This window comes from Corynebacterium sp. HMSC06D04 (genome assembly GCF_001807315.1).
GTDB lineage: Bacteria > Actinomycetota > Actinomycetes > Mycobacteriales > Mycobacteriaceae > Corynebacterium > Corynebacterium simulans.
In genome coordinates this window covers 76,238-100,350 of the sequence record NZ_KV788556.1, presented here as the reverse complement: position 1 = coordinate 100,350, position 24,113 = coordinate 76,238, and the positions used below count along the sequence as shown (strand labels likewise).

The following is a 24,113-nucleotide window of genomic DNA, read 5'->3' as shown; positions in this document are numbered from 1 at the left end:
GGTGGTCTTATTGTGTTTTGTCGAAGAAGTCACTCGCCCCATCATAGAGCCTTTACCCCCACCTAATTAGTAATTGCTCGCCCGGCTGCGCTAAACTGCTTTCCAGTCAACAAGACGCGCCCCTGTAGCCCAATTGGCAGAGGCAATGGATTCAAAACCCATTCAGTGTGAGTTCGAGTCTCACCAGGGGCACTACCTTCATCCCCTCGCTTGGCAGCTTTGCCCGGCGAGGGGATTTTTGCGTTCGGGACCCAAAATTTTGCCACGTTGAGTGAATAATATGCCGCGAGTGGTATTTATTGTGATAGGTTTATTCCTCGGGCGGCGCGGCGTTTCTCCGATCCGCTTAAAATCTCGGCCATATTGCGGCACGTCACGCCCCAGAGCCCGATCATTCAAGGTTAGTTTCGAAAGTATGCAATATATTCTCAACGCCATTCGCGGCGCACTCATAGGCTCGGCAGAGCTCGTCCCCGGAATCTCCGGTGGCACTGTCGCGCTTATCGTGGGCATTTACGAACGCGCGCTGCACAATGCAAACTTTCTCATCTCTGGCCGGTTCAAAAAGGTGGAATGGGGCTTTCTCGCCTCCGTCGCGGTAGGCATGTTCGCGGCCGTATTTGGACTGTCGACGCTGTTGCACAACTTCGTCGAGAACCAAGTATCGATATCAAGCGCCCTGTTTTTAGGAATGGTGGCGGTATCCATCTTCGTGCCGATCTCCATGATGACTCGGGCTGAGCGCTTCAAGGTCTCCTCCATCGCCACCTTCGCGGTGGCGTCTGCGCTTATTTTCTTCGTCACGGGATTTACCTCGGAACCGGTGGACAATCCCTCGCTCATCGTGGTCTTCTTGGCCGCCATGGTAGCGGTCTGCGCGCTCGTGCTCCCCGGTGTCTCGGGCTCGCTGATTCTACTGACGATGGGCCTTTACCAGCCGGTCATCGGCGCCGTTTCCGACCGCGAGCTGGGCACCATTGCCGTATTCGCCTTGGGTGCCCTGTGCGGCCTTGCGGCGTTTGTAAAGCTGCTCAACTACCTATTGGATAATCACCGCTCGCTGACCCTGGCAGCCATGGCCGGCTTCATGTTCGGCTCCCTGCGCGCTTTGTGGCCGTGGGGCGCGGACCAGGACGCGTCGAGCGGGGCAATCATCGCGATGATGGTGCTCGGCAGCATCATCGTGTCCGTATTCATCCTCATCGACGCGCGCAAGGCCAAGGCCTACAACGAGCCAGAAAAGCAAAGTTAGAACACCCCAATGAAAAGAAAAGTCGCCACCACAGCCGTGGTACTAAGTTGCACCGTCCTAGCGACGGGATGCGTCACCAACAAGGAATCCTCCATGCCTGAGGGTTGGCAAGCACCTGACATCGAGATGGTTCCGGAAATCGCGGCGATGTACCACGACAACGATGGCGTGCTCACGGCGGGCACCAACCCGCCGTTTGCGCCCTTCGAGTTCAAGGACTCCGATGGCGCGCTCGTCGGCGTTGAGATGGACATCACCAACGCTATTGCCGACGTCCTGGGGCTCGAGTTCCAGCCCGTTGAACAGGATTTCTCGCTCATCCTGCCCGCGGTGCAATCCGGACAAATCGACATCGGCGCCTCCGGATTTACCGATAACGAGGAACGCCGCAAAAACTTCGACTTCGTCGACCACCTCTACGCCGGCATCCAATGGGCCGAGCGCACCGAGGGCATTAAAGACGTAGACCCGCAAAACCCGTGTGGGCTTACCGTCGCGGTCCAGCGCACCACGGTCTCAGAAACCGACGACCTTAATCCGAAACGCGATGCCTGCGGCGGTGACCTGCGCATCCTGGCCTATGACACCAGCGACAACGCGGCGCTTGCCGTGTTGATGGGCCGCGCGGACGCAATGTCCGCCGACTCGCCTGTCTCCTCCTGGGCAGTCAACCGCTCTGAGGGCAAAATGCGCATGGTCGGCGACATGTTTGACGCCGCACCGTATGGGTTGGCGGTGCCGAAAGACTCCGAGCTCGGTCCTGCTGCCGCTGCGGCACTGGACTACCTCATCGAAACAGGCGAATACGAAAAGATTTTGAGCCGCTGGGGCATCTCTGAGGGCCTCGTGGACCAGGCAATGATTAACGAAAGGCCAGTCAATGACTAAGACAACTCCGGCCGCGCAGCCGCAAGAAATTCAGGCTCGTCCCCTGCGTCACCCATGGCGCTGGGTCTTTGCCACTATCCTCGTCCTCCTCGGCCTCTGGTTTGTCATCGCCTCCGCGCGCAACGAGGCATTTGGCTGGGATACCTACTTCCAGTACCTCTTTGACAAGCGCATCGGGGCCGCGTCCCTGCATACCCTGGCCATTACCATCCTCGCGATGCTCATCGGCGTCGTCGGTGGCGCAGTGCTCGCGGTGATGCGCATGTCCCCCAACCCGGTTTTGCGCGGCGTCGCCTGGCTATTTTTGTGGATCTTCCGCGGCACCCCGGTCTACGTACAGCTGGTGTTCTGGGGCCTTTTATCCGCGCTCTATCAATCCATCAACCTCGGATTCACCGAGATTTCGCTCTCGGGAGTGTTGACCAACGCCTTCCTGCTGTCCGTGCTGGGGCTTGGCCTGAACGAGGCGGCCTACATGGCAGAAATCGTTCGCTCCGGCATTTCTGCAGTGCCGGAAGGCCAGAAAGAAGCCTCCAAGGCTCTGGGCATGGGCTGGTGGATGACCATGCGCCGCACTGTGCTTCCGCAGGCGATGCGCATTATCATCCCGCCGACGGGCAACGAGTTCATCTCCTTGCTCAAGACCTCCTCGCTCGTGGTTGCGGTGCCCTATACCTACGAGATTTTCGGCCGCGCCACCGATATCTCCGCTGCTCTCTTCGAACCCATCCCGCTGCTTATGGTCGCGGCCACGTGGTACCTGGTGATCACCTCCTTGCTTATGGTGGCCCAGTACTTCTTGGAGCGCCGCTTCGAACGCGGTGCCACGCGTGAGCTCACCGGGCGTCAGCTAGCAGCGCTTGCCGACGCCGAGGGCACCATCCCCCGTAACGTTTCCGTCATCCCGGAGGTAAATAACTAATGGCTACGCCAATGATTTCCGCACAAAACGTGCACAAGTCCTTCGGCAGTTTGGACGTGTTGAAAGGCGTCACTCTCGACGTCATGCCGGGCGAGGTCGCCTGCCTGCTGGGGCCTTCGGGCTCGGGCAAGTCTACGTTTTTGCGCTGCTGCAATCACCTAGAAAAGGTCACGGCGGGCCGACTATACGTCGACGGGGACCTGATCGGTTACCGCGAGCGCGACGGAGTGCTCTACGAGATTACGGAAAAGCAGGCGGCCGCCCAGCGCACCGATATCGGCATGGTCTTCCAGCAATTTAACCTTTTCGCCCACCGGACGGTGCTCGAAAACATCATTGAGGCGCCGGTGAACGTGAAAAAGCAGCCGGTGGAAAAGGCCAAGAAACGCGCGATGGAGCTGCTCGAGCAGGTAGGCCTTGCGCACAAGGCGGATGCCTATCCGGTGCAGCTTTCGGGCGGCCAGCAACAGCGCGTGGCCATCGCGCGGGCGGTGGCGATGGAGCCGAAGCTGATGCTTTTCGACGAGCCGACCTCTGCACTCGATCCCGAACTCGTCGGCGAGGTATTGCGCGTGATGAAGGTTCTCGCCGCGGGTGGAATGACCATGCTGGTGGTCACCCACGAGATGGGATTTGCCCGAGAAGTCGCCGACAAGATTTTCTTCATGGATGGCGGCCAAGTCATCGAATCTGGCACTCCGCAGCAGGTCATCGACGATCCGCAGCACCCGCGAACCAAGGAATTCCTCTCCTCGCTGCTATAGCGAGCTTACGATGAGTTATCCACAGATTTAGCCCGAAAAAGAAATTAAGGCTAGCAATCGGTTGACTAACGCTCCTAGCGTTTAAGGCATGACTCTTCAGGCATACCTTGATGCACTGCGCCCCGGCATGGAAATCATCGCCGGGGCCCAAGGCATGTCTGCCGCCCAACTAGAAGCCCTCGGCGCCCCAGATACCGAGGCCCGCATGCTCGCCCGCCTGGCGCATACCTACTTCGGCCCCACCAAATTTAGCGCCAAACAGCGAACGGCCCGCGAGTCCACGCACAGTCTGCCGGTGCTAAAAATCATCGAACGCTACGCCGCCAAGGCGGCCAACCAGGCCGAAGCGTGGCGGCTGCGCGAGAAGCTCTGCGCGCTGCAGGCGCCCGCCAGCGACATCGAAAAGCAGGCGCGCCGGCTGACCCGCAGGCCGGCACGGGGGCCGCGTGCTGGGGCGCGGTTGTATCGACGTCGCAAAGCGTGGACGCTCGCCATCACCGGCCCCAGCGACATGATCGCGGACTTGTGGGCGCGCTTGGATAAGACCAAGCCTGTGGAGCAACTGACCGGCCTTCTCTACGGCGGCGTGAAGGCTGCACAGCGCCCGACGCCGCGCACCAACGTCATCGTGCGCCTGCCGGAGTTTATCGACGTCCTGCACGGCACGGGCGACGAGATCACCCTGCGGCTGACCAACGGCGCCACCATGACTGGAAAAGATTACCTGGAGCGCGTGCTTGCCGACGCCGGCCTCGGCGAGCTGTTTACGCTCATCCACCCGGTGGAAGGCCCGGTGAACCTATATCGCGCGCAAAGGCACGCCAGCTCGAAGCAGCGACTTATGGCGGCCGCGGAAAATCCGACGTGTCCGTGGCCGGAATGCAACATCGGCGCCGATGAAGCCCAAATCCACCACATACACCCCTGGCGCTTAGGCGGCGAGACCAACATGGCGAATCTGACCACCTGCTGTGGCTACCACAACGGGGTCAATCAAGACGACCCGAACGCCCCACCAGGCCGCGGGAGGCTAGACCGCATCGATGGTGTGGTCACTTGGCACCGCGGGCGATGCTAAACGCGCAAAAGCGCTGCTCCTTAAGGGGAACAGCGCTTGTTGGCGTGCCTAAATTTCCTCTGACATAGGGTTGTCTGCGGACTGGGCTTGGATGACGTCGTCAAGCACAGCGTGAATATACGGCGGTGCCTGATGATTGGAGTACTCGGAAGCTAGCTCCACGCCCTCCACGAGTGCGGTTGCGTTCGGGACATCCTCGTTGAAAAGAATCTCCCACACGGCCACGCGCATAATTGCGCGGTCGACGGCCGGAATACGATGCAGCTCCCACTCAGAAGAAAGGTAACGCTCGATGGTCTCGTCGATGGCGTCGAGCTCTTCGGCCGCGCCCTTGACGATGACCTGGGTGTACTCGGCAACCGGGGCGACGCCGTTGGCATCCTCGCGGGCCAGCTGGACGCGGTCCTCGATGATGCTTACGGGATCGACGTCGCGGTTTTCTGCCTCGTACAGAATGTCCGCGGCGCGGCGGCGCGCGCGGTAGCGCGCCGTATGGCGCTTGTAGTTGATGTCTTTTTGCTCAGACACGTTGCGCCCTAGTTGTTGACGCGGGAGAGGTACTCGCCGGTGCGGGTATCGATCTTGAGGACGTTGCCGATCTCGATAAACAGCGGTACCTGGATCTCGGCGCCGGTCTCGAGGGTAGCTGGCTTGGTGCCGCCGTTGGAGCGATCGCCCTGGAGGCCTGGCTCGGTGTGCTCAACCTTCAGGTCAACGGAGATCGGCAGCTCGCCGAAGAGAGCCTCGCCGTCGTGGAAGGAGACCTGCACCCGCATGTTCTCCTGCAGGAACTTGCCGGCCTCGCCGAACTTGTCGAAAGGCAGCTCAAACTGCTCGAAGGTCTTATCGTCCATGACAACGAAGTTCTGGCCATCGTTGTACAGGTAGGTCATGTCGCGACGATCTACCGTTGCGGTCTCCACCTTGACGCCAGCGTTGAAGGTCTTATCGGTGACCTTGCCGGAGACGACGTCCTTGAGCTTGGTACGCACGAATGCAGGGCCCTTGCCCGGCTTAACGTGCTGGAACTCGACGATCTGCTGCAGCTTGTTGTCAATCTTGAGAACGAGTCCGTTCTTGAAATCGGTGGTATCAGCCATGGATCAAACTCCCAGTAAAAATAGTGGTGAAAACAGTGTTCCAGCATACCTTATGCAGGTTTGCCAGCATAACAGGGCCAAATTATAGAACCTGCAAGTCCTTCGGGAATGAAGTGATGATCTTCGGCACGCCGGAGGTGATGATAAGCGTATCCTCAATGCGCACTCCGCACTTGCCCGGTACGTAGATACCCGGCTCGATGGTAAGGGTCATGCCCTCGGCAAGTTCGCCCTTACCCGTTTGCGCAGCAGCCGGGCCCTCGTGCACGTCAAGGCCGATGCCGTGGCCGGTGGAGTGCACGAAGTACTCGCCGTAGCCGGCCTCGGTGATGATGTCGCGGCAGGCGGCGTCGACGTCGACAAGCTTGGCCCCTGGCACCGCCGCCTTGACGCCAGCCTCTTGGGCGCGCAGGACGATATCGTATATCTCGCGGGAGAGCTCGTTCGGCTCCCCGACCGCGAAGGTACGGGTGCAATCGGAGTTAAAGCCACGCAGGTGCGCGCCGAAGTCGATGGTTACGAGGTCGCCGGAGACCAGTACGCGATCGTCGGCGCCGTGGTGCGGCTTTGCGGAATTCGGGCCGGAGGCGACGATGGTATCAAAGCTCACGCGCTCAGAACCCATCTTGCGCATGCGGTATTCCAGGTCCGCCGCGATCTGGCGCTCAGTGCGCCCCACTGCTACCTCGCCGGCAGCGACCAAGCCCTCCAGCGCTTCGTTGGCCAGCGCCGCGATGTGTTCGAGGCGCTCCAGCTCCTGTGGGTCCTTTACCAGGCGGATGTCTTCGATGACTCCGCTCATCGGAACCAGCTCCACTCCCTCGGGCGCTGCCTCTTCTAAGGCCTTGAGCTCAGATACGGAGACATAATCGGCCTCAAAAGCCACGCGCAGTGGCCCCTCGAGGCGCTTGAGCAACGCCGGGCCCACTGGACGGCCCAAGATTGCTTCGAGGTCTGGGACTTCTTCTGCAATCTGGGTGGTATAACGACCATCGGTTGCCATCAGCGCCGAGAGATCCTTGCGCAGCAGCAGGCCACCGTTGGAGCCGGAGAAGCCTGAAAGATAGCGCACATGCACCAGGTGGGTTACCAAGACGGCGTCGATGCGCATGCCGGCTACCTCTGCAGCGAGCTTGCGGCGGCGGTCACTAAAGCGGGTATCAGCGAGTGTCATGCGTTAATCCTTTTCTTCTTGACGGTCAACCCATGATAACGCCCACCACCCGCGGGTTTGGGGCTAATCGCTGAGAAAATAACCGAGTGCGGCCTCGTAGCCGTAGATACCCAATCCGGCGATAACCCCGCGCGCGATCGGGCTTAAATAAGAATGCTGGCGGAACTGTTCGCGCGCGTGCACGTTGGAGATATGCACCTCGACGAAGCCGGCGCCGTCGGCCACCTCGGCTAGGGCGTCGCGCAGCGCGACTGAAGTATGCGTAAAGCCGCCAGGGTTGATGATGACGGGCCAGCCGGCGTCGGCAGCCTCGTGGACCTTATCGATGAGCTCGCCCTCGTAATTGGACTGGTAGAACTCCAGCTCTGCCCCACCTGCGGCCGCACGCATGCGCTTTTCGACGTCCGCGAGACTCGTCGTTCCATACACTTCCGGCTGCCGCTTGCCCAGGCGGTTTAGGTTGGGGCCGTTGAGAACCAAAATCTTCATGTCTGCTCCGAACTAGTGGGAAATTGCTGCATAGGCCGCGCGCAATTCGGCCTCGGTAGCATCTTCGATGCGGGTGGTCTCGCCGATGCCGGTAAGGGCTACGAAACGAATAGCACCCCCGCGGTTTTTCTTATCCCTCGTCATGGCCTGGTAAAGCTCGTCGAAGTGGCCTGCTTCGTAGGTGGTGGGCAGGCCGAGCGAGCGCAGGATCTGGGTGTGGGTGTCCAAAACGGCGGCATCGATAAGCCCGCGGGCGTGGGCTAGGTTGGCGACGAACATCATGCCCACGGCCACGGCGCGGCCATGACGCCAGGTGTAGTCCTCGCGCAGCTCGATGGCGTGGCCGAACGTGTGTCCATAGTTGAGGGTCTCGCGCAGGCCGGCCTCTTTGAGGTCCTCGCCCACCACGCGGGCCTTGACCGCGATGGAGCGCTCGATAAGCTCGGGCAGACCGCTAAGCGGGTCGAGGCAGGCGGCGGGATCTGCGAGGTAACGCGAGATGATGACTGGATCGTGGATGAAACCGGTCTTGACGATCTCCGCCGACCCGGCGACGATTTCATCCTCTGGCAGAGTGTGCAGGCGGTCCGAGTCCACGAAGACGGAATCGGGCTCGTGGAATGCCCCGACCAAGTTCTTGCCGGCAGCGGTGTTAATGCCTGTTTTGCCGCCGACGGCGGCGTCGACCATCGCCAGCAACGTGGTGGGCACCTGGATGACCTTAATGCCGCGCATCCACGTCGCGGCAAGGAACCCCGCGAGGTCGGTGGCCGCTCCCCCTCCGAGTCCCACGATGGCGTCGCGGCGGCTGAAGTTTGCCTCGCCGAGGCTGTCCCACAGACCACCCACGACGTCGAGGCGCTTGGCGGCCTCGGCATCGGGAATGGGCAGCAGGGTAACCACGACGTTGCGCGCGGCAGCCTCCGCGGCAAGCTGGCGAGCGACGGCCGCGACGGCAGGCTGGAACACGATCCCCACCTGGCCCGCGCCGGTTGCGCTGAGCCGGTCTGCGATGGCTTCGGTCAAACCCGCGCCGATGGTGACCTCATAAGGGCTAGGGCCTGAAACTGGAATCGTGGTCATGAATACTCTTTTCTTAAAGTGTGTCGATAAAGCCCAAGATGGCGCCGACTACCTGCTGTGGGCTGCGCTTATCGGTGCGGACCTTCAAGTTGGCGACCTGCTCGTAGTACGGCCTGCGCAATTCCAGCAGCTCAGCGTAGTGAGCCAGGGGGTCGGCGGCGGCGAGGACGGGGCGGTTGGCGTCGCCAAGTGTGCGTGCAACGCCCTCCTCCGGGGAAACGTCAAGGAAAATGACGGTGTGGCGGTCCAGGAGGTCGCGGGTGCCTTCATCGAGCACGGCCCCGCCGCCCAGGCTGACGACGCCGCGCGAACACAGCGCTTGCTTTACCACTTCCGCCTCCAGCTCGCGGAAGGCCGGCTCCCCCAGCGAGGAAAAGACCTCGCCACAGGCCGCGCCCTCGCGCTGTTCAATCATCTGGTCGGAGTCGACGAGTTCGCAGTTGAGGGAATGAGCTAAACGGCGCCCGATGGAAGACTTACCCGCCCCAGGTGGCCCAATGAGAACAACGCGGGGACGCGGGCTACCAGTCACGGAAACCGGTGTGGTCATTACTTACTCCTGTTCAAAAGCAAGACGCTGGGAAACATACTCATTGTAGGCGGCGATATTGCGCTTGGTCTCCATGACGCTATCGCCGCCAAATTTTTCTAGCACCGCGCGCGCGAGAACGAGGGCGACCATGGCTTCGGCGACCACGCCCGCGGCGGGCACCGCGCACACGTCGGAACGCTGGTGGATGCCGGTGGCTGCCTTGCCGGTTGCCATATCCACGCTCTGTAGGGCGCGCGGGACGGTGGAGATCGGCTTCATGGCAGCGCGCAGACGCAGGGTCTCGCCGTTGGTCATGCCGCCTTCGAGGCCGCCGGCGCGGTTGCTCAGGCGAGTAACGCCCGCGCCTTCCCGCACCATCTCGTCGTGGGCCTCGGAGCCGCGGCGGCGGGCCTCCTCGAAGCCGTCGCCTACTTCAACGCCCTTGATGGCCTGGATGCCCATGAGCGCAGCGGCGAGCTGGGCATCGAGGCGGTCCTCGCCGGAGATGTGCGAGCCCAGGCCAATGGGCAGGCCTTCGACAACGACCTCGACGATGCCGCCCAAGGTATCTCCCTGCTTTTTGGCGGTCTCAATTTCCGAAATCATCGACGCTTGCGCATCCTCGCCGAAGGCGCGCACGGGTGAAGCATCGATGGCGTCGAGATCCGCGTGCGTCGGTGTGGGGCCCGCATAAGGCTCCGAGGCGCCGATGGAGATGACGTGGGAGATAACCTCCACGCCTAGGGTCTCGCGCAGAAAGTTACGCGCGATGGTGGCGGCGGCCACGCGCGCGGCGGTCTCACGAGCTGAGGATCGCTCCAGGATCGGACGCACCTCGTCGTGGCCGTATTTGACCATGCCTGCAAAATCTGCGTGACCCGGCCGCGGGCGGGTCAGCGGGGCGCCACGGCCGGACGCCATGGCCTTGGCGGTCTCCTCGTCGGACATGTCCAGCGCGTGTGGTGACATGATGGTGGTCCACTTTGGCCACTCGGTGTTGCCGATCATGATCGCAATCGGGCTGCCCAGAGTCTTACCGTGGCGGATGCCAGAAAGGAGAGTTAATTCGTCGGCTTCGAACTTCATGCGGGCGCCCCGGCCGTAGCCTAAGCGGCGGCGTGAGAGCTGGGCAGCGATGTCATCCTGCGATACTGGTACCCCGGCGGGCATGTGCTCAAGCATGGCGATGAGCGCCTGGCCGTGGGATTCACCTGCGGTAGTCCAACGAAGCATGCGGGTTATTATCGCACGCCCCGCACACGCGGGCTAGCACTAGGGTCGAACTTAGAGCGCAATCACACAGGCCGCCGCAGCCAGCAGCATTCCGGGCCCGTGCGGGGGTGCGGCATCGCGGCGGGCAAGGCCCCATAACGCAGTGCTTAGCGACGCCCCCATCATCGCCAGCAACTGCCCCATCACCCCTGCTTCGTGGACGGTCCACATGCCCAGCGGGAAGGCAAGTTTAATGTCGCCGCCACCGACGCCGCCGCGCCAGAGCGCAAGGGCGAGATAGAGGCCGGGCCAGATGAGTCCCGCGGGCGAAAAGATGCACAGTGCGATAAGGCAGGCGGGCAGGGTAAGCCAATTGGGCAGGCGTTTATAGCGGATGTCGTATATACACAGCATGACTATCCACGCGGCGATGCAGGCGTGGATATAAAAATTTCCCCCCATGGGGCCACAGCCTAGCTCAAGGCTGCATCGAGGGCAGCGCGCATGGCGGCTTGTGGCGCGGGATAGCCGGTAAATTGCTCAAACTGGCTGTAGGCCTGGTTGGCGAGCATGACGTGGCCGCCCACCGTGGCGTAGCCGTTGGCGGCCGCATGCGAGACGAGCGGGGTGGGCCAGGGATCGTAGATGACGTCGAGGACTGGCGCGTGGGCTAGGTCAAAGAGGTGACCGTCGAGGGCCGCGGAGGGAACAGTGGAGACGATGAGCTCTGCCGCGCGCGCGAGGGCGGCGAGGTCATCGTCGAAGGTGGCGCGATAAAGCTTGAGGCCGAGGGCGTCGGCAAGCGGGGCGAGCTCGGCGAGCCGGTCAGAGCGGTTCAGCACGGTGACGTCGGTAATACCGCGCTGCGCCAGGGCCCAAAGCGCGGGGCGGGCGGTGCCGCCGGAGCCAATGAGAAGCGCGTGACGAGCGGTCTTTTCTCCCATTAGGGCCGCCAACGCACCGGCGACGCCCTCGGTGTCAGTGTTGTCGGCGCGCCAACCGCTCTCGGCGCGCACCAGGGTATTGGCAGAGCCAATGAGTTCGGCACGTGCAGTGCGCTCCGTGGCGCAAGAAAGGGCGGCGAACTTGCCCGGCATGGTCACCGAGAAACCGCGGAAATCAGCAGGCGCCTCCTCGAGAAAGCGCGGCAGCGACGCCGCCGTGACCTCAAAGCGGGTGTAGTCCCAATCCTCTAACCCCAGGGCTGCATAACCGGCGTTATGCAGCACCGGGGACAAGGAATGGTCGATGGGTTGACCTAAAACCGCCGCGCGTGGCATTACTCGGCTGGCTTTGCTTCAGGATCCTCGCCACCCTGCACGCCGCCGCGCTGGGACTCGAGAATGCCGGATTTGATGGCCTTGTCAACGTTGGCCAGGTGCTCGTCATAGTTATCGGTGAACACGGTGGTGCCGTCGGCGTCGATTGTGGCGAAGAACAGCCAGTTGCCCTCCTCCGGGTGCTCCATGGCGTCGATTGCCTCAACGGAAGGAGAAGCAATCGGGGTATCCGGCAGGCCCTCCTTGGCGTAAGTATTCCACGGGGTTACCTCGGCACGAGCTTCGTCGGAAGTCGCCAGCTCCACGTCCGGCAGGCCGTAGTTAACGGTGGAATCCAGCTCCAAGCGCATCGGCTCTTCCAAGCGGTTCAGGATGACGCGGGCCACTTTGCCGAACTCGCCGGCCGGGGACTCGCGCTCGACCAAGGAAGCTGCAACCAGCAGCTCGTATGGGGTCTTGCCCATAGCCTGCGCGCGGTCGACGATGCCGGTCTCGTTGTAGCGCTCGGTGGAACGAGTAATCAAGTCCTTCAAGATGGCCTGCGCGTCCATGTTCGGATCGACCACATACTGGCCCGGAGCAATAAGACCCTCAAGGCGCTTCGGGTCCTCGCCACGGGAGCGAATCTTCTCCAGCGCCCACTCTGGCGCGCCAAGCTCGGCCGGATCGACGGTCGCCGCGACCTTCTCCAGTTCTTCCTTGGTCACGGAGCCACCCTCTTGCTCAGAGACTTGCGCGATCAGCGAGTAGACGCCGTAGCGAACATCGCCGCCGACAACCTTGACGTCGGAAAGCGTGGCTCCGCCCTGCACGTCCAAAGGATCGACCTTGTTTTTGTCATCGAGCAGCGCAGAAACCGCCGCCTTTGCGTTCATCTCCTCCTGCAGGCGGTAGAAGCCCGGTTGAATGCTGCCGGCGCGAGGGTTGGAGTTGGCCGCCGAGGAGAAAGCATCCGCGGTCTTGACCACGTTCTTTTCAACGAGCGACGGGCCGAGCTCGCTCATCGACGAGCCTTCTGGGACCTCGACCAGCTGCACGGTGCCGTTGCCGGTTCCCTCATAGTCCATGCTGCTGCCTCCTCCAAGCAAGCGGAAGCCGATGTATCCCAGGGCGCCGATAATAAGCACCACGGAGGCCACCACCACGGCAAGGCCGCGCTGGCGGCGTTTGACGTGCTTCGGCTCCATGGAGCGCCCGATTCGTTCTTGGTTTCGGCTCACGTAACTAGTCTCCTGCTGTTGAAGGCTCGTGGGTGGTTGCATCTGCTTGAAGCGCGTTGTTACGTGCGTCCAACCAGGATTGCAAGATTTCTACTGCGGCTGCTTGGTCGATGACTTTGCGGCCCTTTTTCTCGGATACCCCTGACGCCCGCAGCGCTGTCGTGGCGGCGACTGTGGTCAGCCGCTCGTCAGCCATGCGGACAGGTGGTTGCCCTATCGTTACATCTTTTCCCAGCCTGCGGCGGATGCGAAACGCGATTTCCTTGGCGTGTTTGACACTTTTCGAGCCGTTGCCCTGCAGATCGCGGGGCAGGCCTACTACTACCTCTACCGCTTGGTACTCGTGAATGAGCTCCAAAATGCGGTCGATATCGCCTTTATCGCGGTCTTTGAAACCGGTTTCGCGAGCGACGGTCTCGACAGGAAGCGCCAGCTTGGCGTTGTTGTCAGAGACCGCGACACCGATGCGTACGGTGCCTACATCTAGCGCTAGTCGACGCCCATTTCCCGGGTCGTCCACCCCGGGAGTATCGGGTTGTACGGCCATGCTCTATGAATGTCCCTTCGCGGTTGGTTGCGACGCAAAAGTCGCAAAACGGTAACGATGACATGTAGATTCTAGTCATATTATTTGCGGCTATGGTGCGCAGGGGGCATAAGTTTTAGGTTATTGGCTGTTTAAAGGCCTAATACCTACCCCTATCGCGCAAAAATCCCCGCACCTTTTGGTCTAAAGATGCGGGGAGTTAAGCGGTTAAAAAATTTAAGCCTTTTCGAGTTCGTCTCGCAGGGCGTTGAACGCGGCCGGAAGGCCTTCGGCGTTAGCGCCGGAGCCTTGCGCCATGTCTGGCTTACCGCCACCCTTGCCGTCGATGTAGCCGGCGAACAGCTTGACCAAGTCGCCAGCCTTGATGCCGCGCTCGATGGCGGCTTTGGTGACGCCGGCGATAAACGGCAGCTTGCCGCCCTCATTCTCGGAGGCGAGGACAACCACGCCCGGCTTGTCGCCGAGGCGGTTCTTCAGGTCGGTGGCTACGGTGCGCAGGTCGCCGCCGCTGACGTTGTTCGGCAGACGGGTTGCCACGAGGCTAAAGCCGTTGACCTCGACGGCGGAGTTGACCATCTCAGCGGTCTGGGACATCAGCTGGGCCTTGTGCAGGTCCTCGATCTGCTTCTCAGCAGCCTTGAGGCGCTCGGTCAGCTGCGCGATGCGCTCTGGAAGGTCCTCGGACTGAATCTTCAGCTCGCGGGAAACGCCCTCCACAAGTGCGGTTTCCTTTGAGTAGTAGCGGAACGCATCCAGGCCAGAGTAGGCCTCGATGCGGCGCGCACCGGAGCCCACGGAGGACTCGCCCAGCACGGAAACCGGGCCGATCTCCGCCGTGTTGGTGACGTGGGTGCCGCCGCACAGCTCGATCGAGAACGGGCCGCCCATCTCGACGACGCGGACCTCAGAGCCGTAGTTCTCACCGAACAGCGCCATGGCGCCCATCTGCTTCGCCTTCTCCAGCGAGGTCTCGATGGTGTTGACGGCAAAGTGGGCGTCGACAGCCTGATTGGTGATGAGAGCGATCTCCTCCAGCTGGGCCGGGGTCAGCTGCTCGGTGTAGTTGAAGTCGAAACGCAGGTAGCCCGGGCGGTTCAAGGAACCTGCCTGAACTGCGGTTGGGCCCAGCACCTTGCGCAGCGCCGCGTGGATGAGGTGGGTGGCCGAGTGCGCCTGGACTGCGCCGTGACGCCACTTCTTATCGACCTCAGCGGTCACGGAAGCACCCAGGTCGATGCCGCCGGCAGTGACGGTGGCCTTATGGACCCACAGCTTCTTGCCGATCTTTTGGACGTCGCCCACCTCAAGCAGGCTCTCGCCCGCGTACAGGCGGCCGCGGTCCGCGGTCTGTCCACCGGCCTCAGCGTACAGCGGCGACTGGTCGAGGATGACCTCCACCTGCTCGCCCTCGTGGACCTCGTTGACCTTCTCTCCATCGCGAACCAGACCGATGATCTTGGCGTCGGAAGTAAGCGTCTCGTAACCGGTGAAGACGGTCGGGTTGTTATCGACCCACTCACGATAGAGAGAAAGGTCGGCGTGGCCGTGCTTCTTGGCCTGGTTATCGGCCTTCGCGCGGCGGCGCTGCTCTCCCATCGCGTCGTTGAAGCCATCCATGTCGACCTCAAGGCCGGCCTCCTGGGCCATCTCTAGGGTGAGGTCAATTGGGAAGCCATAGGTATCGTGCAGCTCGAAAGCCTTCTCGCCGGAGAGCACTTTGGAGGTTGCAGCACGCGAGGTGGACTTGAGCTCTGCAACGGCTTCGTCGAAAAGCTTAGTGCCCGACTCCAAGGTCTTGAGGAAGGCCTTTTCCTCCGCGATGGCAACGCGCAGGATGCGCTCGCGGTGCTCCGCAATTTCCGGGTAGGACGGAGTCATGGTGTCCATGATGGTGTTCATGAAGCGCTCCATGCTCGGCGCGGTAGCCCCCAGCAGGCGTGCGGAACGGATGATGCGACGCAGCAGGCGGCGCAGGATGTAGCCGCGGCCTTCGTTGCCCGGGGTAACGCCGTCCAAGATGAGCATCATGCCGGTACGGGAGTGGTCCGCGATGACGCGGAATCGGATGTTGTCCTGATCGCTTGCGCCCTCGCCGTACTTGGAACCAGAAAGCTCCTCCGCGGCGTCGATAACCGGGCGCAAAAGGTCGGTTTCGTAGACGTTGTCTACGCCCTGCAGGATGCAGGCTACGCGCTCGATGCCCATGCCGGTATCGATGTTCTTCTTCGGCAGCGGGCCCAGGATTTCGAAGTTGCCCTTGCCGATGCCCTCACCGCGCTCGTTCTGCATGAAGACCAGGTTCCAGATCTCCATGTAACGGTTGTCGTCGGCCACTGGGCCGCCCTCGGCACCGTATTCCGGGCCGCGGTCGTAGTAAATCTCGGAGCACGGGCCGCACGGGCCAGGAATGCCCATGGACCAGTAGTTATCCTCCATGCCCAGGCGCTGGATGCGCTCCTTCGGCACGCCTACTTCGTTGTGCCAGATATCGGCAGCCTCATCGTCGTCCAAGTAAACGGTAACCCACAGACGCTCCGGATCGAGGCCGAAACCGCCGTCCTCCACGGAGCCGGTAAGAAGGCCCCAGGCGTTTTTGATTGCGCCTTCCTTGAAGTACTGGCCGAAGGAGAAGTTACCGGCCATCTGGAAGAAGGTGTTGTGGCGGGTGGTAATACCTACCTCTTCGATGTCCAGGGTGCGCACGCACTTCTGGATGGAGGTTGCCAGGCCGTTGGGAAACGGCGGGTTCTGCTGGCCGAGGAAGTACGGCTTGAACGGAACCATGCCGGCGTTGACGAAGAGCAGGTTCGGGTCGTCCAAAATGAGCGACGCGCTGGGAACCGCCTCGTGTCCGGTATTCACGAAGTGCTGGGTAAAGCGTTCCCGGATCTCATGAGTCTTCACGAGCTAAAAGTCCTTCACTGTTTAAGCGGTACGTAACAGCGCTCAACTTTACCCGTATCGCTTCCTAGCACGGGTATCGGGGGAGAAAACTTTAGCGCCGCTTGCCGCGGATGATGTTGCGCAGCCGCCCCAGGTAGTCATGGATGCGCTTCTCGGCACCATGTTCGGTGGGTTCGTAGTACAGCGCGCCTTCCAATTCATCTGGGAGGTACTGCTGCTTAACGACGCCGCGCGGGTCATCATGCGGGTAAACATACCCCACGGCATTGTCGAGATTTTTCGCTCCTTCGTAGTGGCCGTCGCGCAGGTGAGCCGGGACGTGACCGATGCGCCCAGCTTGCACGTCGGCTTGCGCGGCGCTGATTGCTTGGATCACTGCGTTCGACTTCGGTGCGGTGGCCAGGTGGATGGTGGCTTGGGCCAGCGGAATTCGCGCTTCCGGCATGCCGATCAATTGCGCGGCTTCGGCTGCTGCCACGGCGGTTTGCAGCGCGGAAGGGTCGGCCATGCCGATGTCTTCGGAGGCATGCACGATAAGACGGCGTGCGATAAAGCGCGGGTCCTCGCCAGCCTCAATCATGCGCGCCAGGTAGTGCAGCGCGGCATCGACATCCGAGCCACGGATCGACTTAATGAACGCAGAGACGACGTCGTAGTGCTGGTCACCGTCGCGGTCATAGCGCACGACGGCGCGGTTGACGTTGTCACGGATGACTTGGGCGGTCAATTCCCCACCGTCGGCCACGGCCTCGGCTGCGGCTTCCAGGTAGGTCAGCGTGCGACGGGCGTCGCCGCCGGCGAGCAGCACGAGTTGGTCGAGTGCTTCGTTGTTTGCGCTAATGCGCCCGCCCAGGCCACGATCGCTGGTGAGGGCGCGTTCGGCGAGTGCTTTCAGGGAGGCGTCGTCTAGCGGCTGCAACTGCAGCAACAACGAGCGCGAGAGCAACGGCGCCACCACGGAAAAGGAGGGGTTTTCCGTGGTCGCGGCGACGAGCAACACGGTGCGATTTTCCACTGCCGCGAGCAACGCGTCCTGCTGGGTCTTGGAAAAGCGATGCACCTCGTCGATAAAAAGCACGGTGCGGCGGCCATGGATGAGTTCTTGGCGCGCCCGGGTGATGACCTCGCGCACCTGCTTGACTCCCGAATCCAAGGCGGATAGGCCCACGAAGTTTTGGCCAATCGACTTTGCGATCAGCGAGGCGATGGTGGTCTTGCCAGTACCGGGAGGGCCATACAAGATGACAGAAGCCTCGCCGGAGCCTTCGATCAGCCGGCGCAGGGGCTTCCCTTCTTCAAGTAGGTGGCCTTGACCTACAACCTCATCGAGGCTCTGTGGGCGCATCCGGGCCGCCAATGGCGAGCCGGAATGGGTGGCAAAGATTTCTTGGCCAGGCAGCGGCGCGGATGCCTCTGCCCCGCCGGGTGCTGGGCCAAACAGAAAATCCTGGCTCATGGCCTAGCCTTCACGCAGACGGCTGGCTACGGTCTGGCCAAACTGCGCAACCGGTTCGCATGCGGCGGAATCGCACTTGGCGGAGTACCGCGCCAACGCCTCGAAGGTCTCGTACAAGTCGCGGCGGATGAGAATTTCCTCCTCGCTAAATGGACCCTGGTCTGCAGGACGCAGCAAGGAATGGCGTGCGTCGTGCTCGATGCCTGCGGAGCCTTCCGAAAGGGCCACAACGCCCTCGATACCGCCGGCGTACATCGTGGTCACGCTGGACAAAGCCCAGCCGATGAGCGAGGCGACGATGAGCTCGTGAAGCTCGCTATCGTCAGCGAGACGCGGCCACACATGCACCACGCGGCGTTGCCAGGCGGAGATGAAAATCTCGGCCTCTTCATCCGAGATCGGACGCGCGAAAAGGAACTGCGGGAAGCCGGCGATGACACAGGCGACGTCGAAGCCGACGTTGCGATAACCCGCCCACTCATAATCCAAAAAGGCTAGGTTTTGGGAAACGATGACGTTATCGGGTGACAAATCAAAAGGCGTAAATGCGCGCTCGCGACCGATGGACAGCGCGCTTGCCGCCTGTTGCGCAAGCTCCACAAAGTCTGCGGGCGCTGGCAGGCCAGCATCGGCCAGGATGTCTGCGCCAATCAAAATCGAGCGCTGCAGGGATTCATCGCGCAGCGACTGATGCTCGGCGTATTCCGGGTGCTGGCGCAGCATGCGGTTAAGCAGCGTCTCGTAGTCTTGCTCGCGGTCTGCGGTACCCGCATGCATCTGGCCCAAAGAACGTCCCAGAGAACGCAGGATCTCCTTGCGGTCTTCGCCCTGTGCTTGGATGAGAACGTCGGCCAAGGTGTCGCCCTCACCGACGTCGGAAAGCACCAAAATGCGACGATCCAGATCATGGGCAAAAAGCACCGGGCCCGGGCGCACGTCCTCGCTCAAAGCGGTGGTGAACTGGTAGGCCACGACCTCGCGGAGAAGCGCGGCGTCATCAATAGCATGCCCGGTAGAAGGGTTGTATTTTATGACCACGGAGCGGTGCGGCAAAAATGCCGTCGGAGTCATCCGCGCGCGCAAGACGGTGGCGTTGCCCGAACCGCCTAGATCAGTTACCTGCGTAAACTCGGCAACCCCGCCGTAACGGCGCGAAAGCAAATCGGCGGCCATCTCGACGACCTCGTCTTGGGTATAGGCCGTGTCAGTAACGCCCGTATTCTCCGTGGTCACTTCATCTTCCTTTACTTGATCGCTGAGCTCTATGTCAGCCGCGCTCGCAGCAAAAGCGGGGCACCGCCTCATGCGGTGTGGTGAAACACTTTCCCGCAGCTTCGGCCCTGCCCCGCTTTAAAAGCAAGCTTTAGCGCTTACTTCGCTGCAGCCTTTTCTTCTGACTTCTTTTCCGGCTTGAAGTCGACGCCGGTCTCCTTGCGCTGTGCGGCAGGGATCGGTGCCGGGGCGTCGGTTAGCGGATCGACGCCGCCGCCGGACTTCGGGAAAGCAATGACGTCGCGGATGGAGTCGAAGCCGCCGAGCAGGGACACGATGCGGTCCCAGCCGAATGCGATGCCGCCGTGTGGCGGTGCGCCGTACTGGAATGCGTCGAGCAGGAAGCCGAACTTCTCCTGTGCTTCTTCCTCGCCGATTCCCATGACGTCGAAGACACGCTTTTGCACATCCTGCTGGTGGATACGGATGGAACCGCCGCCGATCTCGTTGCCGTTGCAGACGATGTCATAAGCGTAAGCGGTTGCCTCGCCCGGGTTCTGGTCGAAGGTGTCGAGGTACTCCGGCTTCGGGGAGGTAAAGGCGTGGTGCACGGCCGTCCACTTGGAGTGGCCCAGGGCAACGTCACCGGATGCGGTGGCGTCGGCAGCTGGCTCGAACAGTGGTGCGTCGACGACCCAGGTAAAGGCCCAGTCGCCTTCCTTGATGAGGTCGAGCTTGCGCGCGATCTCGCCACGGGCTGCGCCGAGCAGAGCGCGGGAAGACTTGGTGTCGCCTGCGGCAAAGAAGATGGCGTCGCCAGGCTTTGCGCCCACGTGAGCGGCGATGCCCTCGCGCTCGGCGTCGGTGATGTTTTTGGCCACTGGGCCGCCCAGGGTGCCGTCCTCAGCAATGGTGATGTAGGCAAGGCCCTTAGCGCCGCGCTGCTTTGCCCACTCCTGCCAAGCGTCGAACTGGCGGCGCGGCTGGGATGCGCCGCCTTCCATGACGACGGCTCCGACGTACTCGTTCTGGAATACGCGGAAGGTGGTGTCCTTGAAGAACTCGGTGCACTCGACGATCTTGATGTCAAAGCGCAGGTCCGGCTTATCGGAGCCGTAGTACTTCATGGCATCGGCGTAGGTCATACGCGGGATCGGAGTGGTGATTTCGTAGCCGATGAGCTTCCACAGCTCGGAGACGATCTCCTCGGCCAGTGCGATGACGTCGTCCTGGTCCACGAAGGACATCTCGACGTCGAGCTGGGTGAACTCCGGCTGGCGGTCAGCGCGGAAATCCTCGTCGCGGTAGCAGCGCGCGATCTGGTAGTAGCGTTCCATACCGGCAACCATGAGCAGCTGCTTGAACAGCTGCGGCGACTGCGGCAGGGCGTACCAGGAGCCTGGCTTCAGGCGTGCTGGGACCAGGAAGTCACGGGCGCCTTCTGGGGTGGAGCGGGTCAGGGTTGGGGTCTCGATCTCGGTGAAATCGTGAGCGTCGAGCACCTTGCGGGCTGCACGGTTTGCCGCAGAGCGCAGACGCAGCGCGTCACCCTGGGTCTTACGGCGCAGATCCAGGTAGCGGTACTTCAGGCGGGCTTCCTCGCCGACCTCTCCAGAGGTGGATGGGTCATCGATCTGGAAAGGCAGTGCTGCGGACTTGTTGAGGACCTCGAGCTCGGTGACGTTGACCTCGATCTCGCCGGAAGGCAGGTTCGGGTTCTCGGATCCTTCTGGACGCGGCTCGACGACGCCGGTTACCTTCACGCAGTACTCAGAGCGCAGGTCGTGTGCGTGCTCTGTAACTTCGGATTCGCGGAAAACAACCTGGGCGATGCCGGATCGATCACGCAGGTCAATGAAGATAACTCCACCGTGGTCGCGACGGCGGGAAACCCAACCGGTGAGAGTAACGGTCTCGCCTGCGATGTCCTTGCGGAGCTCGCCGGCCAAATGAGTGCGCAGCACTAGTGTTCAGTCCCTTCTATTTCGATTTTTCACCCTCTCCCGCCACGCGTAGACAGCACGCGCCGGAGAATGGCAAAACTTGAACGCGCCCAAGTCTACAACCCCGCCTAGTATTTCGTTTCGATGAGGCAGCTACAGAAAGTATCTATATTTTCTGGCGGCACAATGCGCTGGACATATGGCATTATCAATGGCATGACATTTCGTTCGGATGCAGAATTCAACAACACCCGCGCCCGCTCTGGTGGCGGCGGGCGCCGCGGCGGCACCATTGCGGCAGGGGGCGGCCTGGGCACTCTCGTCCTCATCGGTTTGTTCCTGATCATGGGCGGAAACCCATCCGATCTTGATCAGTACTTCGGCACCGAGAATGACCAGGGCCAAATAGCGCAGGAAGAAAACGGCACAGACGCAAACGGCAACCCCACCGGAGAGCTTGCCCACTGCCAGACCGCTGAGGACGGCAACAAATACGACGACTGCCGCATCATGTACGCCGCCCAGTCCATCGACCGCGTTTGGGCGGACCAACTTCCAAAGCAGGCCGGGCTGGAATACACCGAACCCGGAATGGTCATCTTTCACGGCGCCACCACGTCCGGCTGCGGCCAAGCATCGGCCGCCACCGGCCCGTTCTACTGCCCGAGTGATCAGACGGCCTATTTCGATACCGCCTTTTTCGATCAACTCACCCAATTCGGCGCCGAGAACGCACCCCTGACGCAAATGTATATCGTGGCCCACGAGTTTGGTCACCACATTCAAAACCTCGAGGGAACGCTGGGTCTTTCCAATTACAACCAACCGGGCGAGGATTCCAACGCCGTCAAGATTGAGCTGCAGGCAGACTGCTACGCAGGCATCTGGGCAAACTATGCCGATGACAATACGAACATGGGCCTGCAAGAGATTTCGAAGCAGCAGCTCGAGAACGCAGTGACCGCCGCTGCCGCTGTTGGCGATGACAACATCCAGCAGCGCTCCGGCGGCCAGGTCCGCCCCGATCAGTGGACACACGGTTCTTCCGAAATGCGCTCCAAAGCCTTCTTGGCCGGCTACCAATCAGGCGAGATGGCGCGGTGCGACTACCTCGAGCGCAATGCTTATAACGGCTAAACACTTATAGCGCCTAAAGTCTAGGTCCCGCCTAAAAATGACAGGGGTGCGTGGGAATTTCCCACGCACCCCTGTTGTTGACATGTCATATACACTAAAGTTCTAAGCCACACTCAAGGGAGCAGCATGCAATTCGGAATCTTTAGCATCGGCGATGTCACCGCGGACCCAACCAACGGCATCAGCCCCAGCGAGGCCGAGCGCATCCGCAATATGACCGAGATTGCGCTGAAGGCCGAGGAGGTTGGCCTCGACGTCTTTTCCACCGGCGAGCACCACAACCCGCCCTTCGTGCCCTCCTCACCGACGACCCACCTGGCATATATCGCCGCACAGACAAAGAACCTGCAGCTATCCACCTCCACAACGCTTATCACCACCAATGACCCGGTAAAGATCGCCGAGGACTATGCCTTCCTGCAGCACCTTTCCGGCGGCCGCGTAGATCTCATGATGGGCCGCGGAAACACGGGCCCGGTTTATCCGTGGTTTGGCAAGGATATCCGCGAAGGCATCCCGCTGGCGGTGGAGAACTATCACTTGCTGCGCCGGCTGTGGCGCGAGCCGGTGGTTAATTGGACGGGCAAGTACCGCACGCCTCTACAGGGGTATACGTCTACCCCGGCGCCCCTTGACGGCGTACCGCCTTTTGTCTGGCACGGCTCCATCCGCTCGGTGCAGATTGCCGAGCAGGCCGCCTTCTACGGCGATGGCTTCTTCCACAACAACATCTTCTGGAACAAGGAGCACACCGCGAAGATGGTGGACATTTACCGCCGCCGCTTCGAGTCCTACGGTCACGGCCGAGCGGATCAGGCCATCGTGGGCTTGGGCGGCCAGGTCTTCATCGGCGAGACCGAAGCCGAGGCGAAGAAGTTCTTCCGCCCCTACTTCGATAACGCACCGGTGTACGGCCGCGGCCCTTCCCTGGAGGAGTTCACCGCGCGGACGCCGCTGACTGTAGGCACGGTGGAGCAGGTCATCGAGCGCACCATGCAGTTTGCCGATTGGGTGGGCGATTACCAGCGCCAGCTTTTCCTCATCGATCACGCGGGCCTGCCGCAGGAGGTAGTGCTGAAACAGATTGAAATCTTAGGCACCCAGGTGGTTCCGGAGCTGCGCCGCCGCATGGAGGCCCGCCGCCCGGAGCATGTGCCTTCAAATCCGCCTACCCACGCAAGTCTGAAGGCCAACCCCGCCGCACCCCATTTCAAGGTCAACCCCGGAGAGGAGAACTAGATGCGTTCACTGGTCGTTGTTACTGCAGGGCTATCTACGCCGTCATCAACGCGCGCGCTTGCCGACGCCCTCTCCCAGGCCGTGTGCTCCCAGGTCGGCGCCCGAGGCGAAGGCGTGGAGACCACCATGATTGAGCTCCGCGAGCTTGCCACCGAGCTCGCCGAGGCCATGACAAACTGGGGCGCCACCACGCCCCGCCTAGATGAGGCAAAGCGCGCACTATCGACGGCGAGCGCACTGATTGCGGTGACCCCGATTTTCCAGGGCAGCTACTCGGGCCTTTTCAAGCTCTTCTTCGACACACTCGATCCGCACGCCTTGGAGCACCTGCCCACAGCGATTGCAGCCACGGGCGGGTCTTCGCGGCATGCGTTGGTGCTCGACTATGCGTTGCGTCCGCTGTTTAACTACCTGCACGCCACGGTGATCCCCACCGGCGTCTTCCAAGCCACCGAAGACTTCGGCACCGCAGAAGGTACACGCAACGCCCAGCGCATCGAGCGCGCGGCCAAGGAGCTTGCCGATCTCATCGTGGCTCCCACCGACCGCGTCGCAGGACTAGCCGCCCCGAACTTGGCAGAGCCTTCCCCACGTCCCACCGGATTGGACGTGGAAGAAGAGTTCACGCCGTTTAGCGCGCTGCTGAAAGGCCACGACGGCACCGCCTAACCACAGCATCAT

23 protein-coding genes and 1 tRNA gene are annotated in these 24,113 nt (G+C 61.7%); 9 read left to right on the top strand and 15 right to left on the bottom strand.

Translation table 11 applies throughout. The features are described from left to right. Positions 1 to 118 precede the first annotated feature (118 nt). From HMPREF3155_RS09475 to HMPREF3155_RS09450, 6 genes are all read left to right on the top strand, one after another. Positions 119 to 192 (top strand) — tRNA-Leu (locus HMPREF3155_RS09475). Positions 193 to 415: 223 nt separating this feature from the next. Then, positions 416 to 1,252 carry a DUF368 domain-containing protein gene (locus tag HMPREF3155_RS09470; RefSeq protein WP_070433175.1) on the top strand — a complete coding sequence of 279 codons (837 nt, stop codon included), beginning with the start codon at positions 416 to 418 and terminating at the stop codon, positions 1,250 to 1,252. A gap of 9 nt (positions 1,253 to 1,261) precedes the next feature. Beyond that, positions 1,262 to 2,140: an ABC transporter substrate-binding protein gene (locus tag HMPREF3155_RS09465; protein WP_061922709.1), complete on the top strand. Its 879-nt coding sequence runs from the start codon at positions 1,262 to 1,264 to the stop codon at positions 2,138 to 2,140. Continuing rightward, positions 2,133 to 3,062, top strand: coding sequence for an amino acid ABC transporter permease (locus HMPREF3155_RS09460; RefSeq protein WP_061922712.1), 930 nt, complete (start codon positions 2,133 to 2,135; stop codon positions 3,060 to 3,062). Before HMPREF3155_RS09465 ends, HMPREF3155_RS09460 begins: the two co-directional genes overlap by 8 nt. Further along, positions 3,062 to 3,826, top strand: a complete 765-nt coding sequence (locus tag HMPREF3155_RS09455; protein WP_061922716.1) for an amino acid ABC transporter ATP-binding protein — start codon at positions 3,062 to 3,064, stop codon at positions 3,824 to 3,826. The genes HMPREF3155_RS09460 and HMPREF3155_RS09455 overlap by 1 nt, the downstream gene beginning before the upstream one ends. Positions 3,827 to 3,914: 88 nt before the next feature. After that, the gene (locus tag HMPREF3155_RS09450; RefSeq protein WP_070433174.1) at positions 3,915 to 4,904 is read left to right on the top strand and encodes an HNH endonuclease signature motif containing protein; all 990 of its coding nucleotides are present in this window, start codon (positions 3,915 to 3,917) and stop codon (positions 4,902 to 4,904) included. A 48-nt stretch (positions 4,905 to 4,952) separates the two neighbouring features. Here the strand turns inward: HMPREF3155_RS09450 and nusB are convergent, their stop codons facing one another. The 15 genes from nusB to aspS form a co-directional block, all read right to left on the bottom strand. After that, on the bottom strand, positions 4,953 to 5,432 hold the full coding sequence (gene nusB / locus HMPREF3155_RS09445; RefSeq protein ID WP_061922723.1) for a transcription antitermination factor NusB: 480 nt from the start codon (positions 5,430 to 5,432) through the stop codon (positions 4,953 to 4,955). Between the two features lie 8 nt (positions 5,433 to 5,440). Beyond that, complete coding sequence (gene efp / locus HMPREF3155_RS09440; protein WP_061922726.1) at positions 5,441 to 6,004, bottom strand: elongation factor P; 564 nt, start codon at positions 6,002 to 6,004, stop codon at positions 5,441 to 5,443. A gap of 82 nt (positions 6,005 to 6,086) precedes the next feature. Further along, positions 6,087 to 7,178 (bottom strand): M24 family metallopeptidase, encoded by a 1,092-nt coding sequence (locus tag HMPREF3155_RS09435; protein WP_061922729.1) that lies wholly within the window; start codon positions 7,176 to 7,178, stop codon positions 6,087 to 6,089. Positions 7,179 to 7,241: 63 nt separating this feature from the next. After that, the gene (gene aroQ, locus HMPREF3155_RS09430) at positions 7,242 to 7,667 is read right to left on the bottom strand and encodes a type II 3-dehydroquinate dehydratase (protein WP_061922732.1); all 426 of its coding nucleotides are present in this window, start codon (positions 7,665 to 7,667) and stop codon (positions 7,242 to 7,244) included. Positions 7,668 to 7,679: 12 nt separating this feature from the next. Then, positions 7,680 to 8,750, bottom strand: coding sequence for a 3-dehydroquinate synthase (aroB, locus tag HMPREF3155_RS09425; protein ID WP_070433173.1), 1,071 nt, complete (start codon positions 8,748 to 8,750; stop codon positions 7,680 to 7,682). A gap of 13 nt (positions 8,751 to 8,763) precedes the next feature. Beyond that, on the bottom strand, positions 8,764 to 9,300 hold the full coding sequence (locus HMPREF3155_RS09420; protein ID WP_061922738.1) for a shikimate kinase: 537 nt from the start codon (positions 9,298 to 9,300) through the stop codon (positions 8,764 to 8,766). A gap of 3 nt (positions 9,301 to 9,303) precedes the next feature. Continuing rightward, a complete protein-coding gene (aroC, locus tag HMPREF3155_RS09415) occupies positions 9,304 to 10,515 on the bottom strand; it encodes a chorismate synthase (protein ID WP_061922741.1) in 1,212 nt (403 codons plus the stop codon). Between the two features lie 51 nt (positions 10,516 to 10,566). Then, positions 10,567 to 10,956: a prepilin peptidase gene (locus HMPREF3155_RS09410; RefSeq protein ID WP_061922744.1), complete on the bottom strand. Its 390-nt coding sequence runs from the start codon at positions 10,954 to 10,956 to the stop codon at positions 10,567 to 10,569. 11 nt (positions 10,957 to 10,967) lie between these two features. Next, a complete protein-coding gene (locus HMPREF3155_RS09405; RefSeq protein WP_061922747.1) occupies positions 10,968 to 11,774 on the bottom strand; it encodes a shikimate dehydrogenase in 807 nt (268 codons plus the stop codon). Beyond that, entirely contained in the window at positions 11,774 to 12,961 is a 1,188-nt protein-coding gene (mltG, locus tag HMPREF3155_RS09400) for an endolytic transglycosylase MltG (RefSeq protein WP_061922751.1), read from the bottom strand. The genes HMPREF3155_RS09405 and mltG overlap by 1 nt, the downstream gene beginning before the upstream one ends. A gap of 37 nt (positions 12,962 to 12,998) precedes the next feature. Continuing rightward, positions 12,999 to 13,541, bottom strand: coding sequence for a Holliday junction resolvase RuvX (gene ruvX, locus HMPREF3155_RS09395; protein ID WP_061922754.1), 543 nt, complete (start codon positions 13,539 to 13,541; stop codon positions 12,999 to 13,001). Between the two features lie 216 nt (positions 13,542 to 13,757). Then, entirely contained in the window at positions 13,758 to 16,445 is a 2,688-nt protein-coding gene (gene alaS / locus HMPREF3155_RS09390) for an alanine--tRNA ligase (RefSeq protein ID WP_061922756.1), read from the bottom strand. A gap of 91 nt (positions 16,446 to 16,536) precedes the next feature. Next, positions 16,537 to 17,901 carry a replication-associated recombination protein A gene (locus HMPREF3155_RS09385; RefSeq protein WP_070433172.1) on the bottom strand — a complete coding sequence of 455 codons (1,365 nt, stop codon included), beginning with the start codon at positions 17,899 to 17,901 and terminating at the stop codon, positions 16,537 to 16,539. Positions 17,902 to 17,904: 3 nt separating this feature from the next. Then, positions 17,905 to 19,074: an aminoglycoside phosphotransferase family protein gene (locus HMPREF3155_RS09380; protein ID WP_070433202.1), complete on the bottom strand. Its 1,170-nt coding sequence runs from the start codon at positions 19,072 to 19,074 to the stop codon at positions 17,905 to 17,907. A 197-nt stretch (positions 19,075 to 19,271) separates the two neighbouring features. Further along, positions 19,272 to 21,077, bottom strand: a complete 1,806-nt coding sequence (aspS, locus tag HMPREF3155_RS09375; protein WP_070433171.1) for an aspartate--tRNA ligase — start codon at positions 21,075 to 21,077, stop codon at positions 19,272 to 19,274. 195 nt (positions 21,078 to 21,272) lie between these two features. On the opposite strand from aspS, the gene HMPREF3155_RS09370 reads away from it, so the two are divergent. The 3 genes from HMPREF3155_RS09370 (at position 21,273) to HMPREF3155_RS09360 (ending at position 24,101) form a co-directional block, all read left to right on the top strand. After that, positions 21,273 to 22,193, top strand: a complete 921-nt coding sequence (locus HMPREF3155_RS09370) for a KPN_02809 family neutral zinc metallopeptidase (RefSeq protein ID WP_070433201.1) — start codon at positions 21,273 to 21,275, stop codon at positions 22,191 to 22,193. A 126-nt stretch (positions 22,194 to 22,319) separates the two neighbouring features. Next, a complete protein-coding gene (locus HMPREF3155_RS09365) occupies positions 22,320 to 23,432 on the top strand; it encodes an LLM class flavin-dependent oxidoreductase (protein WP_070433170.1) in 1,113 nt (370 codons plus the stop codon). Next, a complete protein-coding gene (locus HMPREF3155_RS09360) occupies positions 23,433 to 24,101 on the top strand; it encodes an FMN reductase (RefSeq protein WP_062040542.1) in 669 nt (222 codons plus the stop codon). Positions 24,102 to 24,113 lie beyond the last annotated feature (12 nt).

What these genes read in the sequence shown, in the direction of transcription:
- HMPREF3155_RS09470 (WP_070433175.1), top strand. Translation starts at nt 416, where the DNA reads ATGCAATATATTCTCAACGCCATTCGCGGCGCACTCATAGGCTCGGCA.
- HMPREF3155_RS09465 (WP_061922709.1), top strand. Translation starts at nt 1,262, where the DNA reads ATGAAAAGAAAAGTCGCCACCACAGCCGTGGTACTAAGTTGCACCGTC.
- HMPREF3155_RS09460 (WP_061922712.1), top strand. Translation starts at nt 2,133, where the DNA reads ATGACTAAGACAACTCCGGCCGCGCAGCCGCAAGAAATTCAGGCTCGT.
- HMPREF3155_RS09455 (WP_061922716.1), top strand. Translation starts at nt 3,062, where the DNA reads ATGGCTACGCCAATGATTTCCGCACAAAACGTGCACAAGTCCTTCGGC.
- HMPREF3155_RS09450 (WP_070433174.1), top strand. Translation starts at nt 3,915, where the DNA reads ATGACTCTTCAGGCATACCTTGATGCACTGCGCCCCGGCATGGAAATC.
- efp (WP_061922726.1), bottom strand. Translation starts at nt 6,004, where the DNA reads ATGGCTGATACCACCGATTTCAAGAACGGACTCGTTCTCAAGATTGAC.
- HMPREF3155_RS09435 (WP_061922729.1), bottom strand. Translation starts at nt 7,178, where the DNA reads ATGACACTCGCTGATACCCGCTTTAGTGACCGCCGCCGCAAGCTCGCT.
- aroQ (WP_061922732.1), bottom strand. Translation starts at nt 7,667, where the DNA reads ATGAAGATTTTGGTTCTCAACGGCCCCAACCTAAACCGCCTGGGCAAG.
- aroB (WP_070433173.1), bottom strand. Translation starts at nt 8,750, where the DNA reads ATGACCACGATTCCAGTTTCAGGCCCTAGCCCTTATGAGGTCACCATC.
- HMPREF3155_RS09420 (WP_061922738.1), bottom strand. Translation starts at nt 9,300, where the DNA reads ATGACCACACCGGTTTCCGTGACTGGTAGCCCGCGTCCCCGCGTTGTT.
- aroC (WP_061922741.1), bottom strand. Translation starts at nt 10,515, where the DNA reads ATGCTTCGTTGGACTACCGCAGGTGAATCCCACGGCCAGGCGCTCATC.
- HMPREF3155_RS09410 (WP_061922744.1), bottom strand. Translation starts at nt 10,956, where the DNA reads ATGGGGGGAAATTTTTATATCCACGCCTGCATCGCCGCGTGGATAGTC.
- HMPREF3155_RS09405 (WP_061922747.1), bottom strand. Translation starts at nt 11,774, where the DNA reads ATGCCACGCGCGGCGGTTTTAGGTCAACCCATCGACCATTCCTTGTCC.
- mltG (WP_061922751.1), bottom strand. Translation starts at nt 12,961, where the DNA reads ATGGAGCCGAAGCACGTCAAACGCCGCCAGCGCGGCCTTGCCGTGGTG.
- ruvX (WP_061922754.1), bottom strand. Translation starts at nt 13,541, where the DNA reads ATGGCCGTACAACCCGATACTCCCGGGGTGGACGACCCGGGAAATGGG.
- HMPREF3155_RS09385 (WP_070433172.1), bottom strand. Translation starts at nt 17,901, where the DNA reads ATGAGCCAGGATTTTCTGTTTGGCCCAGCACCCGGCGGGGCAGAGGCA.
- HMPREF3155_RS09380 (WP_070433202.1), bottom strand. Translation starts at nt 19,074, where the DNA reads ATGGCCGCCGATTTGCTTTCGCGCCGTTACGGCGGGGTTGCCGAGTTT.
- HMPREF3155_RS09370 (WP_070433201.1), top strand. Translation starts at nt 21,273, where the DNA reads ATGACATTTCGTTCGGATGCAGAATTCAACAACACCCGCGCCCGCTCT.
- HMPREF3155_RS09365 (WP_070433170.1), top strand. Translation starts at nt 22,320, where the DNA reads ATGCAATTCGGAATCTTTAGCATCGGCGATGTCACCGCGGACCCAACC.
- HMPREF3155_RS09360 (WP_062040542.1), top strand. Translation starts at nt 23,433, where the DNA reads ATGCGTTCACTGGTCGTTGTTACTGCAGGGCTATCTACGCCGTCATCA.